Genomic DNA, 20374 nt, shown 5'->3' with positions numbered 1-20374 from the left:
CTTACCCGGAAAGGATAAAACATGTATTTTGAAGAAAGAAAACGCAAGAACGGTAAGTCAACTTATTATGCGGTCGATCGCTATGTTGATCCATTGACTGGCAAAGCAAAACGGGAAGTCGTCAAGTTCTACACGAACACGGCGCGCGCTCGCAAGCAGGCCGAACGCGACTTAGCTGCAAAGATTGAGGAGCTGATTGCAGAGAAACAAGGTGCTTTCAACGGAGCCGCGATGGTGACATTCGGTGACCTGAAAGCAAAATGGTTGGAAACTTGGCAGACTACGGTTAAGCCGCCAACCGTCACGCGTGAGAAGATGGTGCTGAAACGCATTGAGAATCTGATGGCAGATGACGTCTTACTAGAAGTCATTACGCCGCTGTTGATTCAGAACCTGTTGAACGATTACAAGAAGGAGTATCACTCGACCCACTCGACGATGCAGCATATCAAGTGCTCGCTAAATAAGATCTTCGATTACGGCGTTCTGCACAACGCGATTCCGTTCTCACCTACGCGTGTGATCAAGCTCTCTGCGAGTTCAAAGGAGAAGCGCGAGAAGCGACTGCGACGCGAAGCAAAGTTTCTTGACGAGCACGAAGTTCATGCCTTGTTGGCAGAACTGCGCAAGCGGCGGCACAAGACCTATTACGATCTGGCGTTGTTTATGATTGGGACAGGTTGTCGTATCGGTGAAGCTGCCGCATTAACGGAAGCGGATATTGATTTCGAGAACCGGCTGGTGACAATCGACAAGTCCTTGCAGTATCACGACCTGCGCGTTGATGAGTATTACGAGGACACAACTAAGACCGAAGCTGGTGAACGTGTCGAAGAACTGCCGTGCTTTGCCATTGAGGCGTTAAAGCGCGTTATTGCCCGTAACAAGGCATTCGACGAACACATGGCCGATTTTCCGGCGGACGCCTTTCATGCTTCCAAGTCGCTGTTTAGGACGGAGTACGGCTCACCAATCACCTCGCACAGCTTTCGTGAGATCCTAACGCGAATCAACAAGTCGCTGACGAAGCACTGCCAAGAATGGTATGGCTTTGAATGGACGAAGAATGCGATTCCTCACGGCTTCCGCCACATTCACATTTCGGTGCTGCGCGATGACCCGTCGATTTCACTCAAAGAAGTGCAAAAGCGGGTCGGGCATGTTCGGGCCGAAACCACGGATGGCTACACCCACACCCTTGATGAAAATCAGGATAAATCGGTCGAAGCCATCACGCGGTTCATTGAAAAAATCGGGTGAAGTTGAACGGTAGCGTTTGGCAAGTTAGCCACGCTGCCCACGTTTTGCCCACGTTTACGAAAAAATGACAACCCAAGGGCCTCAACCCCTTGGTACTAAAGGAGTTACAAACTATGGCACAAATTCAATGGTTCCCCGGCCACATGGCCAAGGCCCGCAATCAGGTCCAAGAAAAGTTAAAGCTGGTCGACCTCGTGCTTGAGGTCGTCGATGCGCGGGTCCCGGAGGCCAGCCGGAACCCGATGATGAACCAGATTGTCGGACAGAAGCCGCGCATCATGGTCCTGAACAAGAAGGACTTGGCCGACCCGCAGAAGACAGCGGAGTGGCTGAGTTACTACCGGGCCCAGGGGTTTGAGGCCATCGCGATCGATGCGCAGCACGCCAAGCGGCTGCAACAGATTCCGCAGCTGGCGCGGCAGATGATGAAGGCCAAGCTGGAGAAGCAGAAGGCGCGCGGCATCCGCAATCCGGGCCTGCGCGCGATGTGCATTGGCATCCCCAACGTGGGTAAGTCCACGGTGCTGAACCGGCTGGTGAAGAAGAACATCGCGGTCACTGGCAACCGGCCCGGCGTGACGAAGAACCAGCAGTGGCTTAAGTCCGACGAGACCTTCATGCTGCTGGACACCCCGGGGATCCTGTGGCCGAAGTTTGAGGATGCGCTGGTCGGCAACAAGCTGGCGCTGACTGGCGCGATCGCCGACACGGTTTACCAGGCGGACAGTGTCGGGCTGTTTGGGCTGGGCTTCTTCCAGCGCGAGTACCCGCAGGCGCTGCGCAAGGCGTACGGGCTCAATGATGACGACATGGCGCAAACGCCGGCGGACCTGATGGTGACGCTGAGCCAGAAGATGGGCTTTGGCGAGGAGTTCAACCGGGCGGCCGAGCGTGTGATTTTCGATGCGCGGCAGGGCAAGTTCGGGCCGTTCACGCTGGAAGTGCCAGGTGATCTCGATGGCCACGCTGAGTGAGTTGAAAAAACAGCTGCTGACGAAGCCAACTGAAGAGCTTTTGCAGCAGCTGGCGGCGGATCCGCGCGTCGGCGCCCAGAATCTGCTGGACTGGTACGAGCGGCGGGAAGCCGACGAAGAGGCCAAGGCGCTGGATCTGCGGTACCGCTCGCGCTTTGAGCACGAGCTGTGGCCGATGTACCCGCACGTGGCGGGGATCGACGAGGTCGGGCGCGGTCCCTTGGCCGGGCCGGTGGTGACCTGTGCCGTCATCTTACCGCATGACTGTCAGCTGCCGGTGAACGACTCCAAGCAGTTGACCCGCCACGAGCGCGAGCGGCTGTACCCGCTGATCGTCAGCCAGGCGCTGGCAGTGAGCCTGGGGGTCGCCGATAACCACATGATCGACCGCGAGAACATCTACCACGCCACCGAGCTGGCGATGGGCGATGCGGTCGCCAACCTGCGCGTCGCCCCGGACTTCCTGCTGGTCGACGCGATGCACGTGCCGAGCCCGGTGCCGCAGCGCAAGCTGATCCACGGGGATGCCAACAGCATCTCGATCGGCGCGGCGAGCATCGTGGCCAAGGTGGTCCGAGACCGCCTGATGACGATGTACGACGGCATTTACCCAGGCTACGACTTCAAGGACAACATGGGCTACGGCACGAAAAAGCACCTGGAAGGCCTGGCCGAGTACGGGGTCACGGCGATCCACCGCATGAGCTTCAGCCCGGTGCGGGACGCCGCTTCACGCTAGTCTGCGGGATTCGCAGGCTTTTTTCGTAATCTATCCGCGAAAGGCGGGGGTGCGAATGGAGCTGCGAGAATTGATGCTGGTGTGGCACTGGGCATTCTACCAGAAGAGCTGGGCGAAGGAAGCGCGGCTGTGGCAGGAGATCGCGCGGCGGCGGCTGCCGGAATCGGCGCCGGTGTCGGCGCTGGCCGACTGGGCGCCGCTGCGGGAACTGCGGCCGTTCGTGATCGATGCGGCCTGGCTGCACGAGGTGCGCGCGTTTTACCGCACGGGCCTGTTTGTCACGCGCTTTGACCCCACCTACCCGCCGCGCCTGGCGGAAAGCAATCAGCCGCCGCTGGTCCTGTTCTACCACGGGAGGCTGGACCTGCTGGATAACGTGACGCTGGCAGTGGTCGGGGCGCGGCGGGCGACGCACTACACCGAACTGGCGCTACGCCGGCTGGGCGAGACCCTGCCGCCGCTGGTGATCCTCAGCGGGCTGGCCGCCGGGGCGGACGGGATGGCGCACCGCTTCGCCCTGAGCCGCGGCTGGCCGACGGTGGCGGTGGTCGCCTCCGGGCTGGACGTCGCCTACCCGGCCGCGCACCGGGAGCTGCAGCAGCTGATCGGCGAGGCCGGGCTGCTGCTGTCCGAGTATCCCCCGCGCACCTTGCCGCAGAAGTTTCAGTTCGTCGCGCGCAACCGAGTGATCGCCGGGCTGGCGCACGGGGTGCTGGTCACGGAGGCGGCAGCGCACAGCGGCAGTCTGATCACCGCCAACTACGCGCTGCAGAACAACCGGGAGGTATTCGCTTTGCCCGGCCGCCTCGATGCGCCGCTCAGTGCGGGCACCAATGCGCTGATCCAGGCGGGGGCCAAGCTCATCGCCAGCGGGCAAGATATTGCCGATGAGTTGCACTTTTTTCCCTGAACGGGCAATATTAATAGTAGAAACTCGCAGTGGGGCTAGTGGGCGACCAGTAGCCCTTTTGCGTGGTTGCAGGGGCCTGAAGTGGACAGTTCGATTTGACAAAGCGTTATCCGCTCGAATATGATAGCCAAGGATTTTGGGCAACTGCTCAACGAAAGGGGGGCGCACATGACCGCCAAGAATTTGGTCATTGTGGAATCGCCAGCAAAAGCTAAAACCATCGAGAAGTACCTCGGCCGGAATTACAAGGTCGTGGCCAGCCTCGGGCACATCCGCGATCTGCCGAAGAGCCAGATGGGCATCGACTTTGACAATAACTACGCACCGAAATACATCTCCATCCGCGGTAAGGGGGATGTCATCAAGGACCTGAAGAAGGCCGCCAAGAAGGCTGACCATATCTACCTCGCGGCCGATCCGGACCGTGAAGGGGAAGCCATCGCGTGGCACGTCAGCCACATCCTGGACCTTGACCCGACCGACAAGAACCGGGTCGTCTTCAACGAAATCACGAAGGACACGGTCAAGAACGCGTTCAAGAGCCCGCGGTCGATCGACATGAACCTGGTCGACGCCCAGCAGGCCCGCCGCGTGCTGGACCGGATCGTGGGCTACTCCATCAGCCCGCTTTTGTGGTCGAAGGTGAAAAAGGGCCTCAGCGCCGGGCGCGTGCAGTCTATCGCGCTGAAGCTGATCATCGACCGCGAAAACGAGATCCGCGCCTTCAAGCCGGAAGAGTACTGGAGCCTGGACGCGGAGTTCAAGAAGGGCACCAGCGCGAAGTTCGCCGCCAGCTTCTACGGGCTGAACGGCAAGAAGACCGCCCTGCCGAATAACGACAAGGTGCAGGAGATCCTGCGCGGCATCGACAAGAAGAAGCCCTTTGCCATCACCAACGTGGTGAAGAAAGAGCGCAAACGGTTCCCGGCGCCGCCGTTCACGACCAGTTCCATGCAGCAGGAAGCCAACCGCAAGCTCGGCTTCCCGACCCGCAAGACCATGATGCTGGCCCAGCAGCTGTACGAAGGGATCAACCTCGGCGGCAAGCTCGGCACGGTCGGGCTGATCACGTACATGCGGACCGACTCGACGCGGGTGTCCAGCGTCGCCAAGACCGAGACCTCGAAGTTCCTTCACGAGGAGTACGGCGAAGCATACGCGGCCGTGAAGATCCGCCAGGGCAAGCTTCAGGAAGGCGCGCAGGACGCCCACGAAGCGATCCGGCCGTCCTCGACCTACCGTACCCCGCAGAGCCTGGAGAAGGTGCTGGACCGCGATCAGATGCGGCTTTACCGCCTGATCTGGAGTCGCTTTGTCGCCAGCGAGATGACCCCGGCCGTGATCGACACGGTGCAGGTCACCTTGCAGCAAAATGAGGCGACCTTCCGCGCCAACGGCAGCCAGACCAAGTTCGCCGGCTTCACCAAGCTCTACGTCTCCAGCCGCGACGAGGAAAGCAAGGACAACCTGCTGCCGGACCTTCAGGTGGGCGATCAGGCCAAGCTGATCAAGACCGACCCGGCGCAGCACTTCACCCAGCCGCCGGCCCGGTACTCCGAAGCCAACCTGGTCAAGGCGCTGGAAGAAAACGGCGTCGGCCGGCCGTCGACCTACGCGCCGACCATTGCGACGATCGAGAAGCGCTACTACGTCAAGCTGACGGCCAAGCGCTTCGAGCCGACTGAGCTCGGCGAGATCGTCAACAAGCTGATCGTGGAATTCTTCCCGGACATCGTCGACATCAAGTTCACCGCGAACGTCGAATCGGAGCTCGACTCGATCGAAACCGGCAAGACGAACTGGGTCAAGGTCATCGACGGCTTCTACCAGCCGTTCAAGCAAGAAGTCGCGACCGCCGAGAAGGGCATCGAGAAGATCCAGATCAAAGACGAGCCCGCCGGCTTCAACTGCGACATCTGCGGGGCGCCGATGGTCATCAAGCTCGGCCGCTTCGGCAAGTTCTACGCCTGCTCCCGCTTCCCGGATTGCCGCAACACCAAGGCCATCGTCAAGGAGATCGGCGTGATCTGCCCGAAGTGCGGCAAGGGTCAGGTCGTCGAGCGCAAGTCCAAGCGCAACCGGACGTTCTACGGCTGCTCGCGCTACCCGGACTGCGACTTTGTCTCCTGGGACAAGCCGGTCGGCCGCAACTGCCCGAAGTGCGGGCACTTCTTAGTCGAGAAGCGCAGCCGCGGCAAGGTGCAGGTCGTCTGCCCGAACGGGGATTACAAAGAAGAAACTGTGAAGGCCTAAGCGCGCGGCGCGAGGACTTTGGCACACGAACGCCGCGGGGGCTCCCTGCGGCGTTTTTTACAGAAAAGAGGATGCTTATGCCCACTGTGAACGTGATCGGCGCCGGCCTGGCCGGCAGTGAAGCCGCGTGGCAGATCGCCCAACGCGGCGTTGACGTGAACCTGTACGAAATGCGCCCGCAAACTTTGACGCCGGCGCACCACACCAGCCAGTTCGCCGAGCTGGTGTGCACCAACTCGCTGCGTGCCAACGCCGTGACCAACGCGGTCGGCCTGCTGAAAGAGGAGATGCGGCGGCTGGATTCGGTGATCATGCACAGTGCCGACGCCCATTCGGTGCCGGCCGGCGGTGCGCTGGCGGTCGACCGGGATTCGTTTTCCGCTGAGGTGACCGAGCGGCTGCGGGATCATCCCCGCATTCACGTCATCAGCGAAGTCGTCGATGACTTTCCCGCAGGCATCACGGTGGTCGCGACCGGGCCGCTGACGGCGGAGGGGCTGGCTAAGCGCATCGTCGCGCTGAACGGCGAGGACGGGCTGCACTTCTTCGACGCGGCCGCGCCGATCGTCGACGCCAGCTCCATCGACACTGACATTGCCTTCAAGCAGTCGCGCTACGACACCGGCGAGGCGGCGTACTACAACTGCCCGATGAGCCGCGACGAGTACTACGCGTTCCAAGACGCCTTGGTGGGCGCCGAGGTCGCGGCCGGCCACGAGTTCGAGGACCTGAAAGTGTTTGAGGGCTGCATGCCCGTCGAGGTGATGGCCCAGCGCGGCCGGCGCACCCTGTTGTTCGGGCCGCTCAAGCCGGTCGGGCTAAATGATCCGCGCACCGGCAAGCCGCCGTTCGCGGTGGTGCAGCTGCGCCAGGACGACGCGGCCGCCAGCCTGTACAACATCGTGGGCTTCCAGACGCACCTGAAGTGGGGCGAGCAAAAGCGGGTCTTCCGCATGATCCCGGGGCTTGAACACGCCGAATTCGTGCGCTACGGCGTCATGCACCGCAACACGTACATGAACTCGCCGGTCGTGCTCAAGGACACCTACGAAAGCAGCAAGCGCCCCGGCCTGTTTTTCGCCGGCCAGATGACCGGCGTGGAGGGCTACGTGGAGTCGGCGGCCAGCGGCCTGATCGCCGGCATCAACGCGGCGCACCTGGCTTTGGGCGAGGCCACCGAGACCTTCCCGGCGGAGACCGAGATGGGCGCCATGGCGCACTACATCACGCACACCAGCCCGCGCCACTTCCAGCCGATGAACGCCAACTTCGGCATCATGCCGGCGCTTTTGCCGCTGATCAAAAACAAGCTGGAACGCAACCAGGCCTACGCGGACCGGGCGCTGGCCGCGCTGGCGGCGCGCACAGTGCAACCGGCTTGATCTCACAGGATCGTCCTCCAGTGGCGGTCCTTTTTGCGTTAAAATACAAAGTAAAGAGGAGGCGGGGCCGGTGGTCGAGCAGTCAGAAAACAAGCAGGCGGACGTCAAGGAGTTCTTGCAGTACCTGGTGGTGGAGCGCCATTATTCAGAAGATACCCAGCGGGCGTACCGCGAGGACCTGGCGGATTTTACCCAGTGTCTGACGGCCAGCGGGCACTTTTCGACGTTTGAGCAAGTCGACCGGCTGGACGTGGAGACGTACCTGTCGGACTTGGCCGACCGCGGGCTGGCCCGCAGCTCGGTGGCGCGCAAGATGAGCAGCCTGCGCAGCTTTTACCGCTACCTGATCCGCGTGGGCAAGTGTGCAGTCAACCCGTTCGAGCTCGTGGAGACCAAGAAGTCGCACAACCATCTGCCCAGCTTTTTCTACGAGCAGGAGATCCAGGAGCTGTTCACCACGACGGCCGGCGATTCGCCGCTCGACCAGCGCAATGACGCACTGCTGGAGGTGCTGTACGGCACGGGGATGCGGGTGTCCGAGTGCGCGAACCTGACGCTGCCGCAGATCGATTTTGACCTGGAAGTCATACTCGTCCACGGCAAGGGCAACAAGGACCGCTACGTGCCGTTCGGCGATTACGCCAAGCGGGCGCTGCAGCGATACTTAAAGGACGGCCGGGTCCAGCTGATGAAGAAGGCCGCTCCCAGCGCCTGCGTGTTCGTCAACCAGCGCGGCACGCCCATCACGCCGCGCGGCATCGAGTACATCCTCGATCAGCTGATCAAGCGGACCAGCCTGACCGCCGACATTCATCCCCACATGCTGCGGCACAGCTTCGCGACCCACATGCTGAACCACGGCGCGGACCTGCGCACGGTGCAGGAGCTGCTGGGGCACGCCAGCCTGTCGACGACGCAGATCTACACGCACGTCACGTCCGACCACCTCAAGCAGGACTACATGAAATTCTACCCGCGGCACAATTAAGCACTCTCAATTCGACAGTGCTAAAATCAGTCGAAGGGCTGATGTTTCAGGTCAGGCAGACCGGTAGACTAGGTACCATTATGACAGAACGTCATTTTACCGAGATAGGAGACTAAACAATGACAACTATTGCAGCCGTAAGAAAAAATGGCCACACCGCCATCGCCGGCGACGGCCAGGTGACGCTTGGCGAGAAAGTGATCATGAAGGGCAACGCCCAGAAGATCCGCCGCATCTACAACGACCAGGTCGTGATCGGCTTTGCCGGCGGGGTCGCCGATGCGATCACGCTGGAAGACTGGCTGGAAAAGAAGCTTGAGACCCACGCCGGCAACCTGCGTCGCGCGGCGGTCGCCCTGGCCCAGGACTGGCGCAAGGACCCGACGCTGCAAAAGCTGCAGGCCGAGCTGATCGCGCTGGACAAGGACGACCTGCTGCTGATCTCCGGGCAAGGCGAAGTGATCGAACCGGATGCCGACGTGGTCGCGATCGGTTCGGGCGGCAACTACGCCCAGGCCGCGGCGATGGCGATGATCCGCCACACCGAGATGAGCGCCGAGGCCATCGCCAAGGAGGCCATCGAGATCGCCTCGAACATCGACATTTTCACGAACCAGAACATTAAGGTCGAAAGCTTTTAAGGAGGCCCATTATGGCTGTTAAAACCCCTAAAGAAATCGTTGCGGCACTGGACAAGTACGTGATCGGCCAGGACGAGGCCAAGCGCGCCGTCGCCGTGGCGCTGTACAACCGCTACCGCCGGATGCAGCTGCCGGAGAAGATGCAGCAGGACATCACGCCGAAGAACCTGCTGATGATCGGACCCACCGGGGTCGGCAAGACGGAGATCGCGCGCCGGCTGGCGAAGGTCGTGAACGCCCCGTTCGTGAAGGTCGAGGCCACCAAGTTCACCGAAGTCGGCTACGTCGGCCGCGACGTGGAGTCCATGGTGCGCGACCTGGCCGACACCGCCGTCAAGATGGAAGAGGACAAGGCTTACGGGGATGTCCGCGGCCGCGCGACCCGCGAGGCGAACAAGCGCCTGGTGCGCCTTTTGGTCCCGGCCATCAAGAAGGAGAAGAAGACCCAAAACCCGATGGCCGAGCTGATGACCATGATGCAGGGCCTGCAAAACGGCGAAGGCATGCCGCAGCAGCCCAAGGAAGAAGACGGCGAGTTGAACGACGAGATCCGTAACCAGCGCCTCAGCGTTGCCGACCAGCTGGAAAAAGGCCTGCTGGAAGACCGCGAGCTGACCGTGGCGGTGGAAGACGAGAAAAAGCCCACCGGCGCCAATGACGCCATGGGCGCGATGGGCATCGACCTGTCCGACATGATGGGCCAGATGATGCCCAAGCGCAAGGTCCAGCGCACCATGACCGTGCGCGAGGCCCGCGAGGTCTTCATCCGCGAGGAATCCGCCAAGCTGGTCAACCACGCCGACATCTACCACAACGCGATCCGGTCCGCCCAGGACAACGGGATCATTTTCATCGACGAAATCGATAAGATCGCGGCCGGCAACAAGAACACGTCCGGCGAAGTGTCCCGCGAAGGCGTGCAGCGCGACATCCTGCCGATCGTTGAAGGGTCCGTCGTCAACACCAAGTACGGGCCCCTGAACACCGAGCACGTGCTGTTCATCGGCTCCGGCGCGTTCGCCACGGCCAAGCCGTCCGACCTGATCGCCGAGCTGCAAGGGCGCTTCCCGATCCGCGTCGAGCTCAAGGACCTGACCAAGGAAGACTTCATCCGTATCCTGACCGAGCCGGACAACGCATTGGTCAAGCAGTACATGGCGCTGATCAAGACCGACGGCGTCAAGGTCACCTTCACCCAGGAGGCCATCGCCCGCATCGCGGAGATCGCCATCGACGTCAACCGCGACACCGACAACATCGGGGCGCGGCGGCTGGCCACGATCCTCGAGAAGCTGCTGGAAGACATCCTGTACGAGGGGCCCGACATGCAGATGGGCGACATCACGATCACTGAGAAGTACGTCAACGATAAAGTTGGCGACATTGCGGCCGATAAGAACATGACGCGGTACATTCTGTAACCGGCGACCTTAAAGCGGCGGCCACGTGGCGCGCCGCTTTTTGCGCACGCCGGGCCCGGGCGGCACTTCCGGCTTGAAAGTGAAGCGTTCCCATGGTTAAATAAGACACGTTGACTTTTATGGCTGATAATATATATCAAAGGACTGAGTGAAATGGTAACGCTGACCAATGATTTTCTGACCGTCACGATCGATCCGCACGGCGCGGAAGTGACGAGCATCATCAACAACCACACGAACCGGGAGTACGTCTGGCAGGCCGACCCCAAGATCTGGAAGCGGCACGCGCCGGTGCTGTTTCCCATCGTGGGGGCCCTGAAGAACGATGAGTACCAGTACCAAGGTCAGACCTACCACATGACGCAGCACGGCTTTGCCCGCGACCGCGACTTCGCGGTCGAAGAGCAGACCCCAACCACCGCGGTGTTCACCCTGACGGAGGATGCGGCGACCCTGAAGATGTACCCGTTCAAATTTGTCCTCAAGCTGACCTTCCTGCTGGAGAACAACGGGCTGACGGTGAGCTACCACGTGGAGAACCCGGATCCCGACCACCCGCTGTACTTCAGCGTCGGCGGCCACCCCGGGTTTCAGATCCCGCTGACGGATGACACCAAGTTCGAGGACTACTACCTGGGCTTTCAGCCGCTGAAGTCGCGGGTGCGGGTGCCGCTGATCGCCGGTGAGGGCATCGACTACCAGCACCGCACCTTGGCCGCCACCGACACCAACCTGCAGCTCAGCCACGAGTTCTTCAAGGACGACGCGGTGATCTACGAGCTGAACGGGCGGTCCAGCTTCTCCCTGCGCTCGGACAAGACGCGCCACGGCGTGATCCTGACGGTCGCGGACGCCCCGTTTCTCGGCGTGTGGAGCCCGTACCCGACGCTGGGCAACTTTGTCTGCCTGGAGCCGTGGTGGGGCATTGCCGACACGACGGACGCGACCGGCGACTTCACCCAGAAGCTCGGCATCAACAAGCTGGCGCCGATCAGCACCTTTGATCACAGTTACTTGATCGAGATCTTCTAAAGGCAAAAAAAACGCCAAGGCAGGATTGCCTTGGCGTTTTGCGTTAATTGATTCATTGGTTTAGGATTTGCGCTTGCGCAGGTACTGGCCCAGCCCGAATGGGACCATGTTCTCGGTGCCGTTTTTGATGCGGGCAAAGTTGGCACGGTGGCGCACCATGATCAAAAGCCAGATCAGTGCCGCCACAGCGGTGAGGATCCAGTCGTGCCAAAGCGGGGTGGCGAGTGTGATCAGAAACATCCCCAGCGTCGAGGCGACGGAGACCATGGAGGTCAGCAGCACGAGGCTGATGAAGACGGCGCAGCAGAACAGGAAGAACGGCGGGTTGTACGCCAGCGCGATGCCCGCCGAGGTCGCGACGGCCTTGCCGCCCTTGAAGCCGATGAAAATCGAGCAGGTGTGGCCGAATACGGCAGCCAGCCCGACCAGCAGCACCAGCCAGTGGGGATGCAGGCCGAACAGCATGGGCAGGCTGGCCCCGAGTGTGCCTTTTAAGATGTCCATGACCAGGACGATGGTGCCCCCGACCGGGCCGAGCACGCGGTACGCGTTAGTGGTGCCGATGTTGTGGGAGCCGGCGGTGCGGATGTCCTGGTGGAAGAAGGCTTGCCCGACCCAGACCCCGCTGGGGATGGAGCCGATCAGGTAGGCAAGGACGAAGCATAATGCGAGTGTCATAACTGAGGTCCTTTCTTAGCAAATGAGGCGGCAGTTGCCCGCATGGTGAAGGTCGTGTGCGGCTGGCCGTCGAGCACCAGGTCGTGTTCAATGCGGCCGGTTTGCGTGAAGCCCACTTTGCGGTAAACATGCAGCGCCCGCGGGTTAAAGTCAAACACGTCAAGCGTGACGGCCGTCAGGTGGAGGTCAGTGAAGGCGTACCCGAGCATCAAAGTCAGCGCTTGGGTCCCGTGCCGCGCCCGGTGGCATCATCGGCGATCAGCACGCGCAGGTTGCAGGAATTGATTGCCGCAGCGTACTCGTTCAGCACGACTTCGCCAACCAACTGACCACTAGCGTGGAGCGCAAGGTCCAGGCGGTCCGGCTGCTGGTTGCGGGTTTGGTACCAGGCCCGATACCGCTTTTCGTCGCTGGCATTGGCCGGGAAGCGCGCCGTCGCGCTTGGCGTGTGCGTTAAGGCACCGGTGAACAGATTCACCTGGGGCAACGCCAGGATCTCGAGCATCCGGGGGATGTCGGCAGCGTTAAACGGGCGCAGTGTGACGGCGCCTGCCGTCAGCGTCGGTTTAGTGAGAAAGTCTGGCAAGCAAACACCTTCTAGCGGAAATATCAGTGGGTCCAGTTTACCATTTTTTGACGACAGGGAGAATGTTGCGTAAAATAGGTTGCCCGAACAAGTATTCGGTATTCGGCGGCAGCTTCGGTTCACTAGGCTAGTCGTCTGGCTAAGTGCGCTCGGCTTCGCAGCCTTTAGTTGCGCTCAGCCGAGCAACGCCCGAGCGTCTAGCTACGCCTGAAGCCTCACCGCCAAAGACCGGCGGTAATGCTTCAGGCTAGGCTAGTCGTCGGGCTAAGTGCGCTCGGCTTCGCAGCCTTTAATAAAATTGACTTTCATCTAAACGCCGGTCTGGTGTATTGTAATTGGAGTTGCACGAAAAGAGGAGCAATTAATGGCAAAAGCAAGTGAAACATACACCGATTCATCAATTCAGGTCTTGCACGGCCTGGAAGCCGTGCGGAAGCGGCCCGGGATGTATATTGGCTCGACCGATGCCCGCGGGTTGCACCATCTGGTTTACGAAATCGTCGATAATTCAGTCGATGAGGCCCTCGCCGGGTACGGGGACACCATCGCGGTGACGATCCATCAGGATAATTCCATCACGGTCAAGGACCACGGGCGGGGGATGCCGACGGGGATGCACGCGTCGGGCAAGCCGACCATTGAGGTCATCCTCACGGTGCTGCACGCCGGCGGGAAGTTCGACCAGAATTCTTACAAAACCTCTGGTGGCCTGCACGGCGTGGGCTCGTCGGTCGTCAATGCGCTCAGCGAAGCCTTGACCGTGCGCGTCGTGCGCGACAAGCAGGGCTTTGAGGAGCATTTCATCAACGGCGGCCACCCCGATGGCGGGTTGCAAAAGCTGGGGAAGGTCAACGAGCCCAACGGCACGACCATCACCTTCAAGCCGGATCCGACTATTTTTCAAACGACGACGTACAGCTTCGACACGCTGGCGGAGCGCCTGCACGAATCCGCGTTCCTGCTGAAGAACATCGTGTTCACCCTGACCGACGAGCGCACCGGCCGCGCCGAGACGTACCATTACCCGGACGGACTGGTCAGCTTCGTCAAGTACCTGAACGAGGACCGCGACACCGTCAGTCCCGTCTTTAACTTCGAGGGCGACAAAGACGGCATCGTGGTCGATTTTGCCGGCCAGTACAACGACGGCTACTCGGAAAACACGATCAGCTTCGTCAACAACGTGCGCACCGGCGACGGCGGCACCCATGAGGTCGGCATGCGGTCCGCCTTGACCCGCGCGTTCAACGATTTTGCGCGCAAGGTCAACCTGCTGAAGGACAAGGACAAGAACCTTGAGGGCTCGGATGTCCGCGAAGGCCTGGCCGCCGTGCTGTCTGTGCGCATTCCCGAGGAGATCCTGCAGTTCGAAGGTCAGACCAAGGGCAAGCTGGGCACGCCCCAGGCCCGCACCGCCGTCGACCAGATCATCTACGAGAAGATGAGCTTCTGGCTGATGGAAGGCGGCGACGACGCGCAGGAGCTGGTCAGAAAGGCCCTGCGTGCCCGGGAGGCCCGCGAGGCCGCGCGCAAGGCCCGCGACGACACCCGCACCGGCAAGCGCAAGAAGAAGGACCAGGGGCTACTGTCCGGGAAGCTAACGCCGGCGCAAAGCAAGAACGCCAGCAAGAACGAATTGTACCTTGTCGAAGGGGATTCTGCGGGCGGCTCCGCCAAGCAGGGCCGCGACCGCAAGTTTCAGGCCATCCTGCCGCTGCGGGGGAAGGTGCTGAACACCCAGAAGGCCAAGCTCCAGGACATCGTCAAGAACGAAGAGATCAACACGATGATCTACACCATCGGGGCCGGCGTCGGCGCCGAGTTTGACGTCAAGCAGGCCAACTACGACAAGGTCATCATCATGACCGATGCCGATACCGACGGCGCCCACATCCAGATCCTGCTGCTGACGTTCTTCTACCGCTACATGCGCCCGCTGATGGATGCCGGCAAGATCTACATTGCCCTGCCGCCGCTTTACCGCCTGCAGAAGGGTAAGGGCGCGAACATCAAGATCGCCTACGCCTGGACCGACGACGAACTGGAAAAAGAAACTAAAAAGATGGGCAAGGGCTACGTGTTGACTCGGTTCAAAGGGCTGGGCGAAATGAACGCCGACCAGCTTTGGGAAACCACGATGAACCCGGAGACGCGCACGCTGATCCGGGTGCACGTCGAAGACGGAGCCCTGGCGGAGCGCCGGGTCACCACGCTCATGGGCGACCGGGTTGAGCCGCGGCGCGAGTGGATCGAGCGCAACGTCGACTTTGACATGGACGAGGAGGGCTCGATCATGGAGACCAAGACCGCCGACCACAGCGACATGCAGTTTGGCGTTGCCCAGATCAAAAAGCAGATTTCGAAGAAGGGTAAGTAATGGCAAATCACATTCAAGAAATGACGCTTGAAGAGGTGATGGGGGAGCGCTTCGGTCGCTACTCCAAGTACATCATCCAAGAGCGGGCCCTGCCTGACGTCAGGGACGGCCTTAAACCCGTTCAGCGGCGCATCCTTTATGCGATGAATCAGGATGGGAACACGTTTGATAAGGGCTTTCGCAAGTCCGCCAAGTCGGTCGGGAACGTCATGGGTAATTTTCACCCCCACGGCGACTCGTCGATCTACGAGGCGATGGTGCGGCTGTCGCAGGACTGGAAGCTGGAAGAGCCGCTGATCGAGATGCACGGGAATAACGGGTCCATGGACGGCGACCCGCCTGCCGCGATGCGTTACACGGAGGCCCGGCTGGCGAAGATCGCCGGTGAGCTTTTGAAGGACATCGAAAAAGACACCGTGGATATGGTGCTGAACTTCGATGACACCACCGAGGAGCCGACGGTGCTGCCGGCCGCTTTTCCCAACCTGCTGGTCAACGGCGCGACCGGGATCTCGGCCGGTTATGCGACCGACATTCCGCCGCACAACCTCCGCGAGGTCATTAACGCGCTGCTTTACCTGATGAAGCACCCCGACGCGACATTGGGCGACCTGATGAAGTTCGTTCAGGGGCCCGATTTTCCGACGGGCGGCATCATTCAGGGGCTGGCCGGGATTCGCCAGGCCTACGAAACGGGCCGCGGCAAGATCGTGGTGCGCTCCCGCGCGCACACGGAGACGATGCGCGGCGGCAAGCAGCAGATCGTGATCACCGAGCTGCCTTACGAGGTCAACAAGGCGCTGCTCATCAAGAAGATCGACGAACTGCGGCTGGCCAAGAAGGTCGACGGCATCGCCGAGGTGCGCGACGAATCCGACCGCTTCGGCCTGTCCGTGGTCATCGAGCTGAAAAAAGAGGCCAACGCCGATGGCATCTTGACCTACCTGTTCAAAAACACCGACCTGCAGATCAACTACAACTTCAACATGGTCGCCATTGCCGATCTGAAGCCCAAGCAGCTGGGGCTGAAGCCCATGCTCGAGGCCTACCTCAAGCACCGCCAGGACGTGGTGACCCGCCGGACCAAGTACGATCTGAGCAAGGCCGAAGCGCGCCAGCACATCGTTCAAGGCCTGATCAAGATGATCTCGATCCTCGATCAGGTCATCCACACCATCCGCAGCAGCGACAACAAAGCCGATGCCAAGGCCAACCTGGTCAAGCAGTACGCCTTTTCGGTCGACCAGGCCGAGGCCATCGTGTCCCTGCAGCTGTACCGGTTGACCAATACGGACATCACCGCGCTGGAGGAAGAAGCCGCCCAGCTGGCCAAGAGCATCGCGACCTATCATGATATCCTCGATCACGATTCGGCCAGAGACGCGGTGATCGAAGCGGAGCTGGCGGCGATCGCCAAGACCTACGGCAAGGACCGCAAGTCGACGATCGAGGCGCAGATCGAGGCGCTGGAGGTCGATACCACCGTGACGGTGGCCGACGAGCGCGTCATGGTCCTGGTGTCCCGCGACGGCTACATGAAGCGCAGCTCGCTGCGCTCCTACCAGGCCGTGGCGGATGAAGACAACGGGCTCAAGACCAACGATTTTCCCGTCTTCAAGCGCGAAATGGGGACGCTGCAGCACCTCTACATCTTCACCAGCGCCGGCAACGTGATCTACCGGCCCGTTCACGAGCTGGAAGATTCCCGCTGGAAGGACGCCGGGGAGCACCTGTCCCAGGCCGTGGGGATCGGCAATGACGAGCACGTGATCGGCGCGTTTGGCTTCGATGCGCTGACGGCCAAGGGCAATTTTGTCCTGGGCTCGTCGGATGGCTACATCAAGCAAACCGCGCTGGCGGACCTGCAGCCGCAGCGCAGCTACAAGAGCCGGCCGATGGTGGCCATGAAGCTCAAGGGCAAGGGCGCGAGCGTCACCAACGTCTACTTTGCCGCGCCGGACTCAGTGCAGACGGTCTTTGCCGTGACCCATCAGGCGTACGGCTTGCAGTTCGCGCTGGCGGACGTCAGCGTGATCGGGGCCCGCTCCACCGGGGTCAAAAGCATGAGCCTGAAGGCGGGCGATTATGTGGTCAACTTTGCGCTGGTTGATGATCCGGAAAAAACCGAGATCGGCATCCTGACGCAGCGCGGCGCCTTCAAGAAGATGAAACTCAAGGAAATGGGCGTTAGCGCCCGAGCGCGCCGCGGCCTGATGGTCCTGCGGGAGCTGAAGCGCGATCCGCACCGCATCGCGGCGATGAGTGTGGTCGACGACAATACGCTCATCACCGTCGTCACCGACAAGGGCGAGCAGGTCGAGCTTGCGGCCAGTGATTACCCAGACGGCGACCGGTATTCGAACGGCTCCTTCGTCCTGGATACCGAGACGCAGGGGACCCCAAGTTTTGTTCACCTGACCCAATTACTCGAAACACCGGCAGAAAATTAATTTTTTTCTAACGAGGCGGCGACGCCTCGTTTTTTGTGCTTCTGTTGCAATACACAACTCGAATAACTGTAGTACAGTTTGATGCGACAGGGGACCTTAGAAATGCCGTAGTATCAACATTTTGGCCGAAAATCTTTGTGAATAGTTTACCTAAGTTTACAATTGGGCCCCGTTCCTGACACCGCTCTCTTTGCCTTTAAAGGGGGAAAGAAAAGGCTTGCACAGCCCTTGTGACGTGTTATACTAATTACGTAAGAACTGTGGTAAAAGTTCAACAATAGGAGGCTATCCAGATGAAGCAGTTAGACAAAACCGACATCAAGACCTACTGGGAAGGTTTCAATGGCGGCGACTGGCAGGATGAGATCAACGTTCGCGATTTCATTCAGCACAACCTGACACAGTATAACGGCGATGAATCATTCCTTGCCGGCCCGACTGAGGCAACCACGATCCTGAACAACCAGGTTTTGAACCTGAAGAAGCAGGAACGTGCGGCTGGCGGTGTCCTTGATGCGGATACCAAAGTCGTCGCAACGGTCACCAGCCACGGCCCTGGCTATTTGAACAAAGACCTGGAAAAGATCGTGGGTCTGCAAACTGACAAGCCGTTCAAGCGTGCGTTCATGCCTTTCGGTGGGATCCGGATGGCTGAAGATGCGTTGAAGTCTTACGGCTACACGCCAGATCCTGAAATGCACAAGATCTTCACCGAATACCACAAGACCCACAACCAAGGGGTGTTCGATGTTTACACGCCAGATATGCGCAAGGCGCGCCACTACAAGATCGTGACCGGCCTGCCTGACGCATACGCCCGTGGCCGCATCGTTGCCGACTTCCCGCGGATCGCGATTTACGGGATCGACAAGCTGATGGCCGCCAAGAAGGCTGATTTTGACAATATCGGCGACGGCGAAATGACCGACGATGTGATCCGCCTGCGCGAACAGGTTTCCGACCAGTACCGGGCCCTGAACGACATGAAGAAGATGGCGGCCAGCTACGGCTTTGATATTTCCAAGCCAGCGACCACCGCTCAGGAAGCTGTTCAGTGGATCTACTTCGGCTACTTGGCCGCCGTTAAGACCCAAAACGGGGCGGCCATGTCCGTTGGCCGCATCGACACCACGATCGACGCCTTCATCGAACGCGACATGAAGCGCGGCCTGTTGGATGAGAGCCAGGCCCAAGAGCTGATCGATCACTTGGTCATGAAGCTGCGCATGGTGCGCTTCATCCGCACCGAAGAGTACAACTCACTGTTCTCTGGCGACCCGATCTGGGCAACCCTGAGCCTGGGCGGCGTTGGCTTTGACGGCCGGCACCACATCACCAAGACGGCGTTCCGCTTCCTGAAGACGCTTGACAACATGGGCGCCGCACCGGAGCCAAACATCACGCTGCTGTGGGACGAGAAGCTGCCGGAAGGCTTCAAGCGTTACGCAACCGAAGTCTCCATCTCCAGTTCGACCATTCAGTACGAAAACGACTCACTGATGCGCACCGAATGGGGCACGGACTACTACGGCATTGCCTGCTGTGTGTCCGCTCAGCCAATCAAGGACGGGGTTCAGTTCTTCGGCGCCCGGGCCAACCTGGCGAAGGCGATCCTTTACGCCATCAACGGGGGGATGGACGAAATCGGCGAGACCCAAGTGGGGCCAGAAACCGAGCCAATTTCCTCTGATGTCATCGATTACGATGAATTCATGAAGAAGTTCGACGTTCAGGCAACTTGGCTGGCCGACGTCTATGTCAACGCCTTGAACGCGATCCAGTACATGCACGACAAGTACTACTACGAATCCGCTCAGTTGGCGCTGAAGGACACGCACCTGAATTACACCTTTGCCACCGGGATCTCCGGGTTCTCCCACGCCGTTGACTCGATCTCCGCGATCAAGTACGGCAAGGTTCACCCAGTCCGCGACGAAAACGGTGTGGCCATCGACTTCAAGGCCGAAAACGAAGACTACCCACGTTACGGGAACAACGACGACCGGGCCGACGACATTGCTAAGTGGCTCATCAAGTACTTCTACAACAAGATGAACACCCACCACCTGTACCACGGCGCTAAGCTGTCCACTTCTGTTCTGACCATCACCTCCAACGTGGTTTACGGGAAGAACACCGGGACCACCCCTAACGGCCGCCAGAAGGGCGAACCATTCTCACCTGGTGCAAACCCGGCTTACGGCGCTGAAAAGAACGGGGCCTTGGCTTCCCTGATGTCCACGGCGAAGATCCCTTATCACTACGCAACAGACGGGATCTCCAACACGTTCGGTGTGACCCCGAACACCTTGGGCCACGACGATGAGACTCGCAAGGACACGCTGGTTCACATGATCGACGGCTACATGGAGAACAACGGGATGCACCTGAACATCAACGTCTTCAACAAGGAGACCTTGATCGATGCGCAGAAGCACCCAGAAGAATACCCAACACTGACGGTCCGCGTCTCTGGTTACTGCGTCTACTTCGCAGATCTGACCAAGGAGCAGCAGGACGACGTTATTGCCCGGACGTTCTTCGAAGAGATGTAACAACTTGCCACGGTGATCACATCTCAATAGTTAGACGAAACGGGAGTCACCACTTTGGGACTCCCGTTTTGCCCAGAGGCGGCAAAATTATTTGCCGCTTGTGGGCAGACCAGCGTATGCTGAGGCTG

The 20374-nt window shown here is 60.2% G+C and carries 16 protein-coding genes; 13 read left to right on the top strand and 3 right to left on the bottom strand.

The window, feature by feature from the left end:
• Positions 1-21: 21 nt before the first annotated feature.
• From EKM85_RS01380 to EKM85_RS01335, 10 genes are all read left to right on the top strand, one after another.
• Complete coding sequence (locus EKM85_RS01380) at positions 22-1260, top strand: tyrosine-type recombinase/integrase (RefSeq protein WP_125584486.1); 1239 nt, start codon at positions 22-24, stop codon at positions 1258-1260.
• Between the two features lie 113 nt (positions 1261-1373).
• Complete coding sequence (gene ylqF, locus EKM85_RS01375; protein WP_125584485.1) at positions 1374-2234, top strand: ribosome biogenesis GTPase YlqF; 861 nt, start codon at positions 1374-1376, stop codon at positions 2232-2234.
• Positions 2218-2973 carry a ribonuclease HII gene (locus EKM85_RS01370; protein WP_125584484.1) on the top strand — a complete coding sequence of 252 codons (756 nt, stop codon included), beginning with the start codon at positions 2218-2220 and terminating at the stop codon, positions 2971-2973. The genes ylqF and EKM85_RS01370 overlap by 17 nt, the downstream gene beginning before the upstream one ends.
• Before the next feature lie 55 nt (positions 2974-3028).
• On the top strand, positions 3029-3883 hold the full coding sequence (gene dprA, locus EKM85_RS01365) for a DNA-processing protein DprA (protein ID WP_125584483.1): 855 nt from the start codon (positions 3029-3031) through the stop codon (positions 3881-3883).
• A 168-nt stretch (positions 3884-4051) separates the two neighbouring features.
• Positions 4052-6136, top strand: coding sequence for a type I DNA topoisomerase (topA, locus tag EKM85_RS01360; RefSeq protein WP_125584482.1), 2085 nt, complete (start codon positions 4052-4054; stop codon positions 6134-6136).
• Between the two features lie 77 nt (positions 6137-6213).
• Positions 6214-7518, top strand: coding sequence for a methylenetetrahydrofolate--tRNA-(uracil(54)-C(5))-methyltransferase (FADH(2)-oxidizing) TrmFO (trmFO, locus tag EKM85_RS01355; protein ID WP_125584481.1), 1305 nt, complete (start codon positions 6214-6216; stop codon positions 7516-7518).
• A 70-nt stretch (positions 7519-7588) separates the two neighbouring features.
• Positions 7589-8506 carry a tyrosine recombinase XerC gene (gene xerC / locus EKM85_RS01350; RefSeq protein ID WP_125584480.1) on the top strand — a complete coding sequence of 306 codons (918 nt, stop codon included), beginning with the start codon at positions 7589-7591 and terminating at the stop codon, positions 8504-8506.
• A 119-nt stretch (positions 8507-8625) separates the two neighbouring features.
• Positions 8626-9147, top strand: a complete 522-nt coding sequence (hslV, locus tag EKM85_RS01345; protein ID WP_125584479.1) for an ATP-dependent protease subunit HslV — start codon at positions 8626-8628, stop codon at positions 9145-9147.
• A gap of 8 nt (positions 9148-9155) precedes the next feature.
• Entirely contained in the window at positions 9156-10568 is a 1413-nt protein-coding gene (gene hslU, locus EKM85_RS01340) for an ATP-dependent protease ATPase subunit HslU (protein WP_125584478.1), read from the top strand.
• Positions 10569-10721: 153 nt separating this feature from the next.
• Positions 10722-11600 (top strand): aldose 1-epimerase family protein, encoded by an 879-nt coding sequence (locus EKM85_RS01335; protein ID WP_125584477.1) that lies wholly within the window; start codon positions 10722-10724, stop codon positions 11598-11600.
• Between the two features lie 60 nt (positions 11601-11660).
• On the opposite strand, the gene plsY is transcribed toward EKM85_RS01335, so the two are convergent.
• From plsY to EKM85_RS01320, 3 genes are read right to left on the bottom strand one after another with little or no spacing between them, the layout of a single operon-like run.
• Positions 11661-12278, bottom strand: coding sequence for a glycerol-3-phosphate 1-O-acyltransferase PlsY (gene plsY, locus EKM85_RS01330; RefSeq protein ID WP_125584476.1), 618 nt, complete (start codon positions 12276-12278; stop codon positions 11661-11663).
• Positions 12275-12487 (bottom strand): GNAT family N-acetyltransferase, encoded by a 213-nt coding sequence (locus EKM85_RS01325; protein WP_125584475.1) that lies wholly within the window; start codon positions 12485-12487, stop codon positions 12275-12277. Before EKM85_RS01325 ends, plsY begins: the two co-directional genes overlap by 4 nt.
• Positions 12488-12492: 5 nt before the next feature.
• Positions 12493-12864, bottom strand: coding sequence for a GNAT family N-acetyltransferase (locus EKM85_RS01320; protein ID WP_125584474.1), 372 nt, complete (start codon positions 12862-12864; stop codon positions 12493-12495).
• A 364-nt stretch (positions 12865-13228) separates the two neighbouring features.
• On the opposite strand from EKM85_RS01320, the gene parE reads away from it, so the two are divergent.
• From parE to pflB, 3 genes are all read left to right on the top strand, one after another.
• On the top strand, positions 13229-15241 hold the full coding sequence (gene parE / locus EKM85_RS01315; protein WP_125584473.1) for a DNA topoisomerase IV subunit B: 2013 nt from the start codon (positions 13229-13231) through the stop codon (positions 15239-15241).
• A complete protein-coding gene (gene parC / locus EKM85_RS01310) occupies positions 15241-17691 on the top strand; it encodes a DNA topoisomerase IV subunit A (RefSeq protein ID WP_125584472.1) in 2451 nt (816 codons plus the stop codon). The genes parE and parC overlap by 1 nt, the downstream gene beginning before the upstream one ends.
• 293 nt (positions 17692-17984) lie before the next feature.
• Positions 17985-20246: a formate C-acetyltransferase gene (pflB, locus tag EKM85_RS01305; RefSeq protein ID WP_125584471.1), complete on the top strand. Its 2262-nt coding sequence runs from the start codon at positions 17985-17987 to the stop codon at positions 20244-20246.
• The last annotated feature ends 128 nt before the right edge of the window (positions 20247-20374 follow it).

The organism is Lacticaseibacillus jixianensis, assembly GCF_003946485.1.
Lineage (GTDB): Bacteria > Bacillota > Bacilli > Lactobacillales > Lactobacillaceae > Lacticaseibacillus > Lacticaseibacillus jixianensis.
The sequence above is the reverse complement of the archived record's forward strand: the minus strand, read 5'-3'. Positions and strand labels throughout refer to the sequence as shown.

Bases quoted from the DNA above. Each gene is read 5' to 3' on its own strand.
- ylqF (WP_125584485.1), top strand. From the start codon at position 1,374: ATGGCACAAATTCAATGGTTCCCCGGCCACATGGCCAAGGCCCGCAAT.
- EKM85_RS01335 (WP_125584477.1), top strand. From the start codon at position 10,722: ATGGTAACGCTGACCAATGATTTTCTGACCGTCACGATCGATCCGCAC.
- hslV (WP_125584479.1), top strand. From the start codon at position 8,626: ATGACAACTATTGCAGCCGTAAGAAAAAATGGCCACACCGCCATCGCC.
- parC (WP_125584472.1), top strand. From the start codon at position 15,241: ATGGCAAATCACATTCAAGAAATGACGCTTGAAGAGGTGATGGGGGAG.
- trmFO (WP_125584481.1), top strand. From the start codon at position 6,214: ATGCCCACTGTGAACGTGATCGGCGCCGGCCTGGCCGGCAGTGAAGCC.
- topA (WP_125584482.1), top strand. From the start codon at position 4,052: ATGACCGCCAAGAATTTGGTCATTGTGGAATCGCCAGCAAAAGCTAAA.
- plsY (WP_125584476.1), bottom strand. From the start codon at position 12,278: ATGACACTCGCATTATGCTTCGTCCTTGCCTACCTGATCGGCTCCATC.
- parE (WP_125584473.1), top strand. From the start codon at position 13,229: ATGGCAAAAGCAAGTGAAACATACACCGATTCATCAATTCAGGTCTTG.
- EKM85_RS01325 (WP_125584475.1), bottom strand. From the start codon at position 12,487: ATGCTCGGGTACGCCTTCACTGACCTCCACCTGACGGCCGTCACGCTT.
- dprA (WP_125584483.1), top strand. From the start codon at position 3,029: ATGGAGCTGCGAGAATTGATGCTGGTGTGGCACTGGGCATTCTACCAG.
- EKM85_RS01370 (WP_125584484.1), top strand. From the start codon at position 2,218: ATGGCCACGCTGAGTGAGTTGAAAAAACAGCTGCTGACGAAGCCAACT.
- EKM85_RS01380 (WP_125584486.1), top strand. From the start codon at position 22: ATGTATTTTGAAGAAAGAAAACGCAAGAACGGTAAGTCAACTTATTAT.
- pflB (WP_125584471.1), top strand. From the start codon at position 17,985: ATGAAGCAGTTAGACAAAACCGACATCAAGACCTACTGGGAAGGTTTC.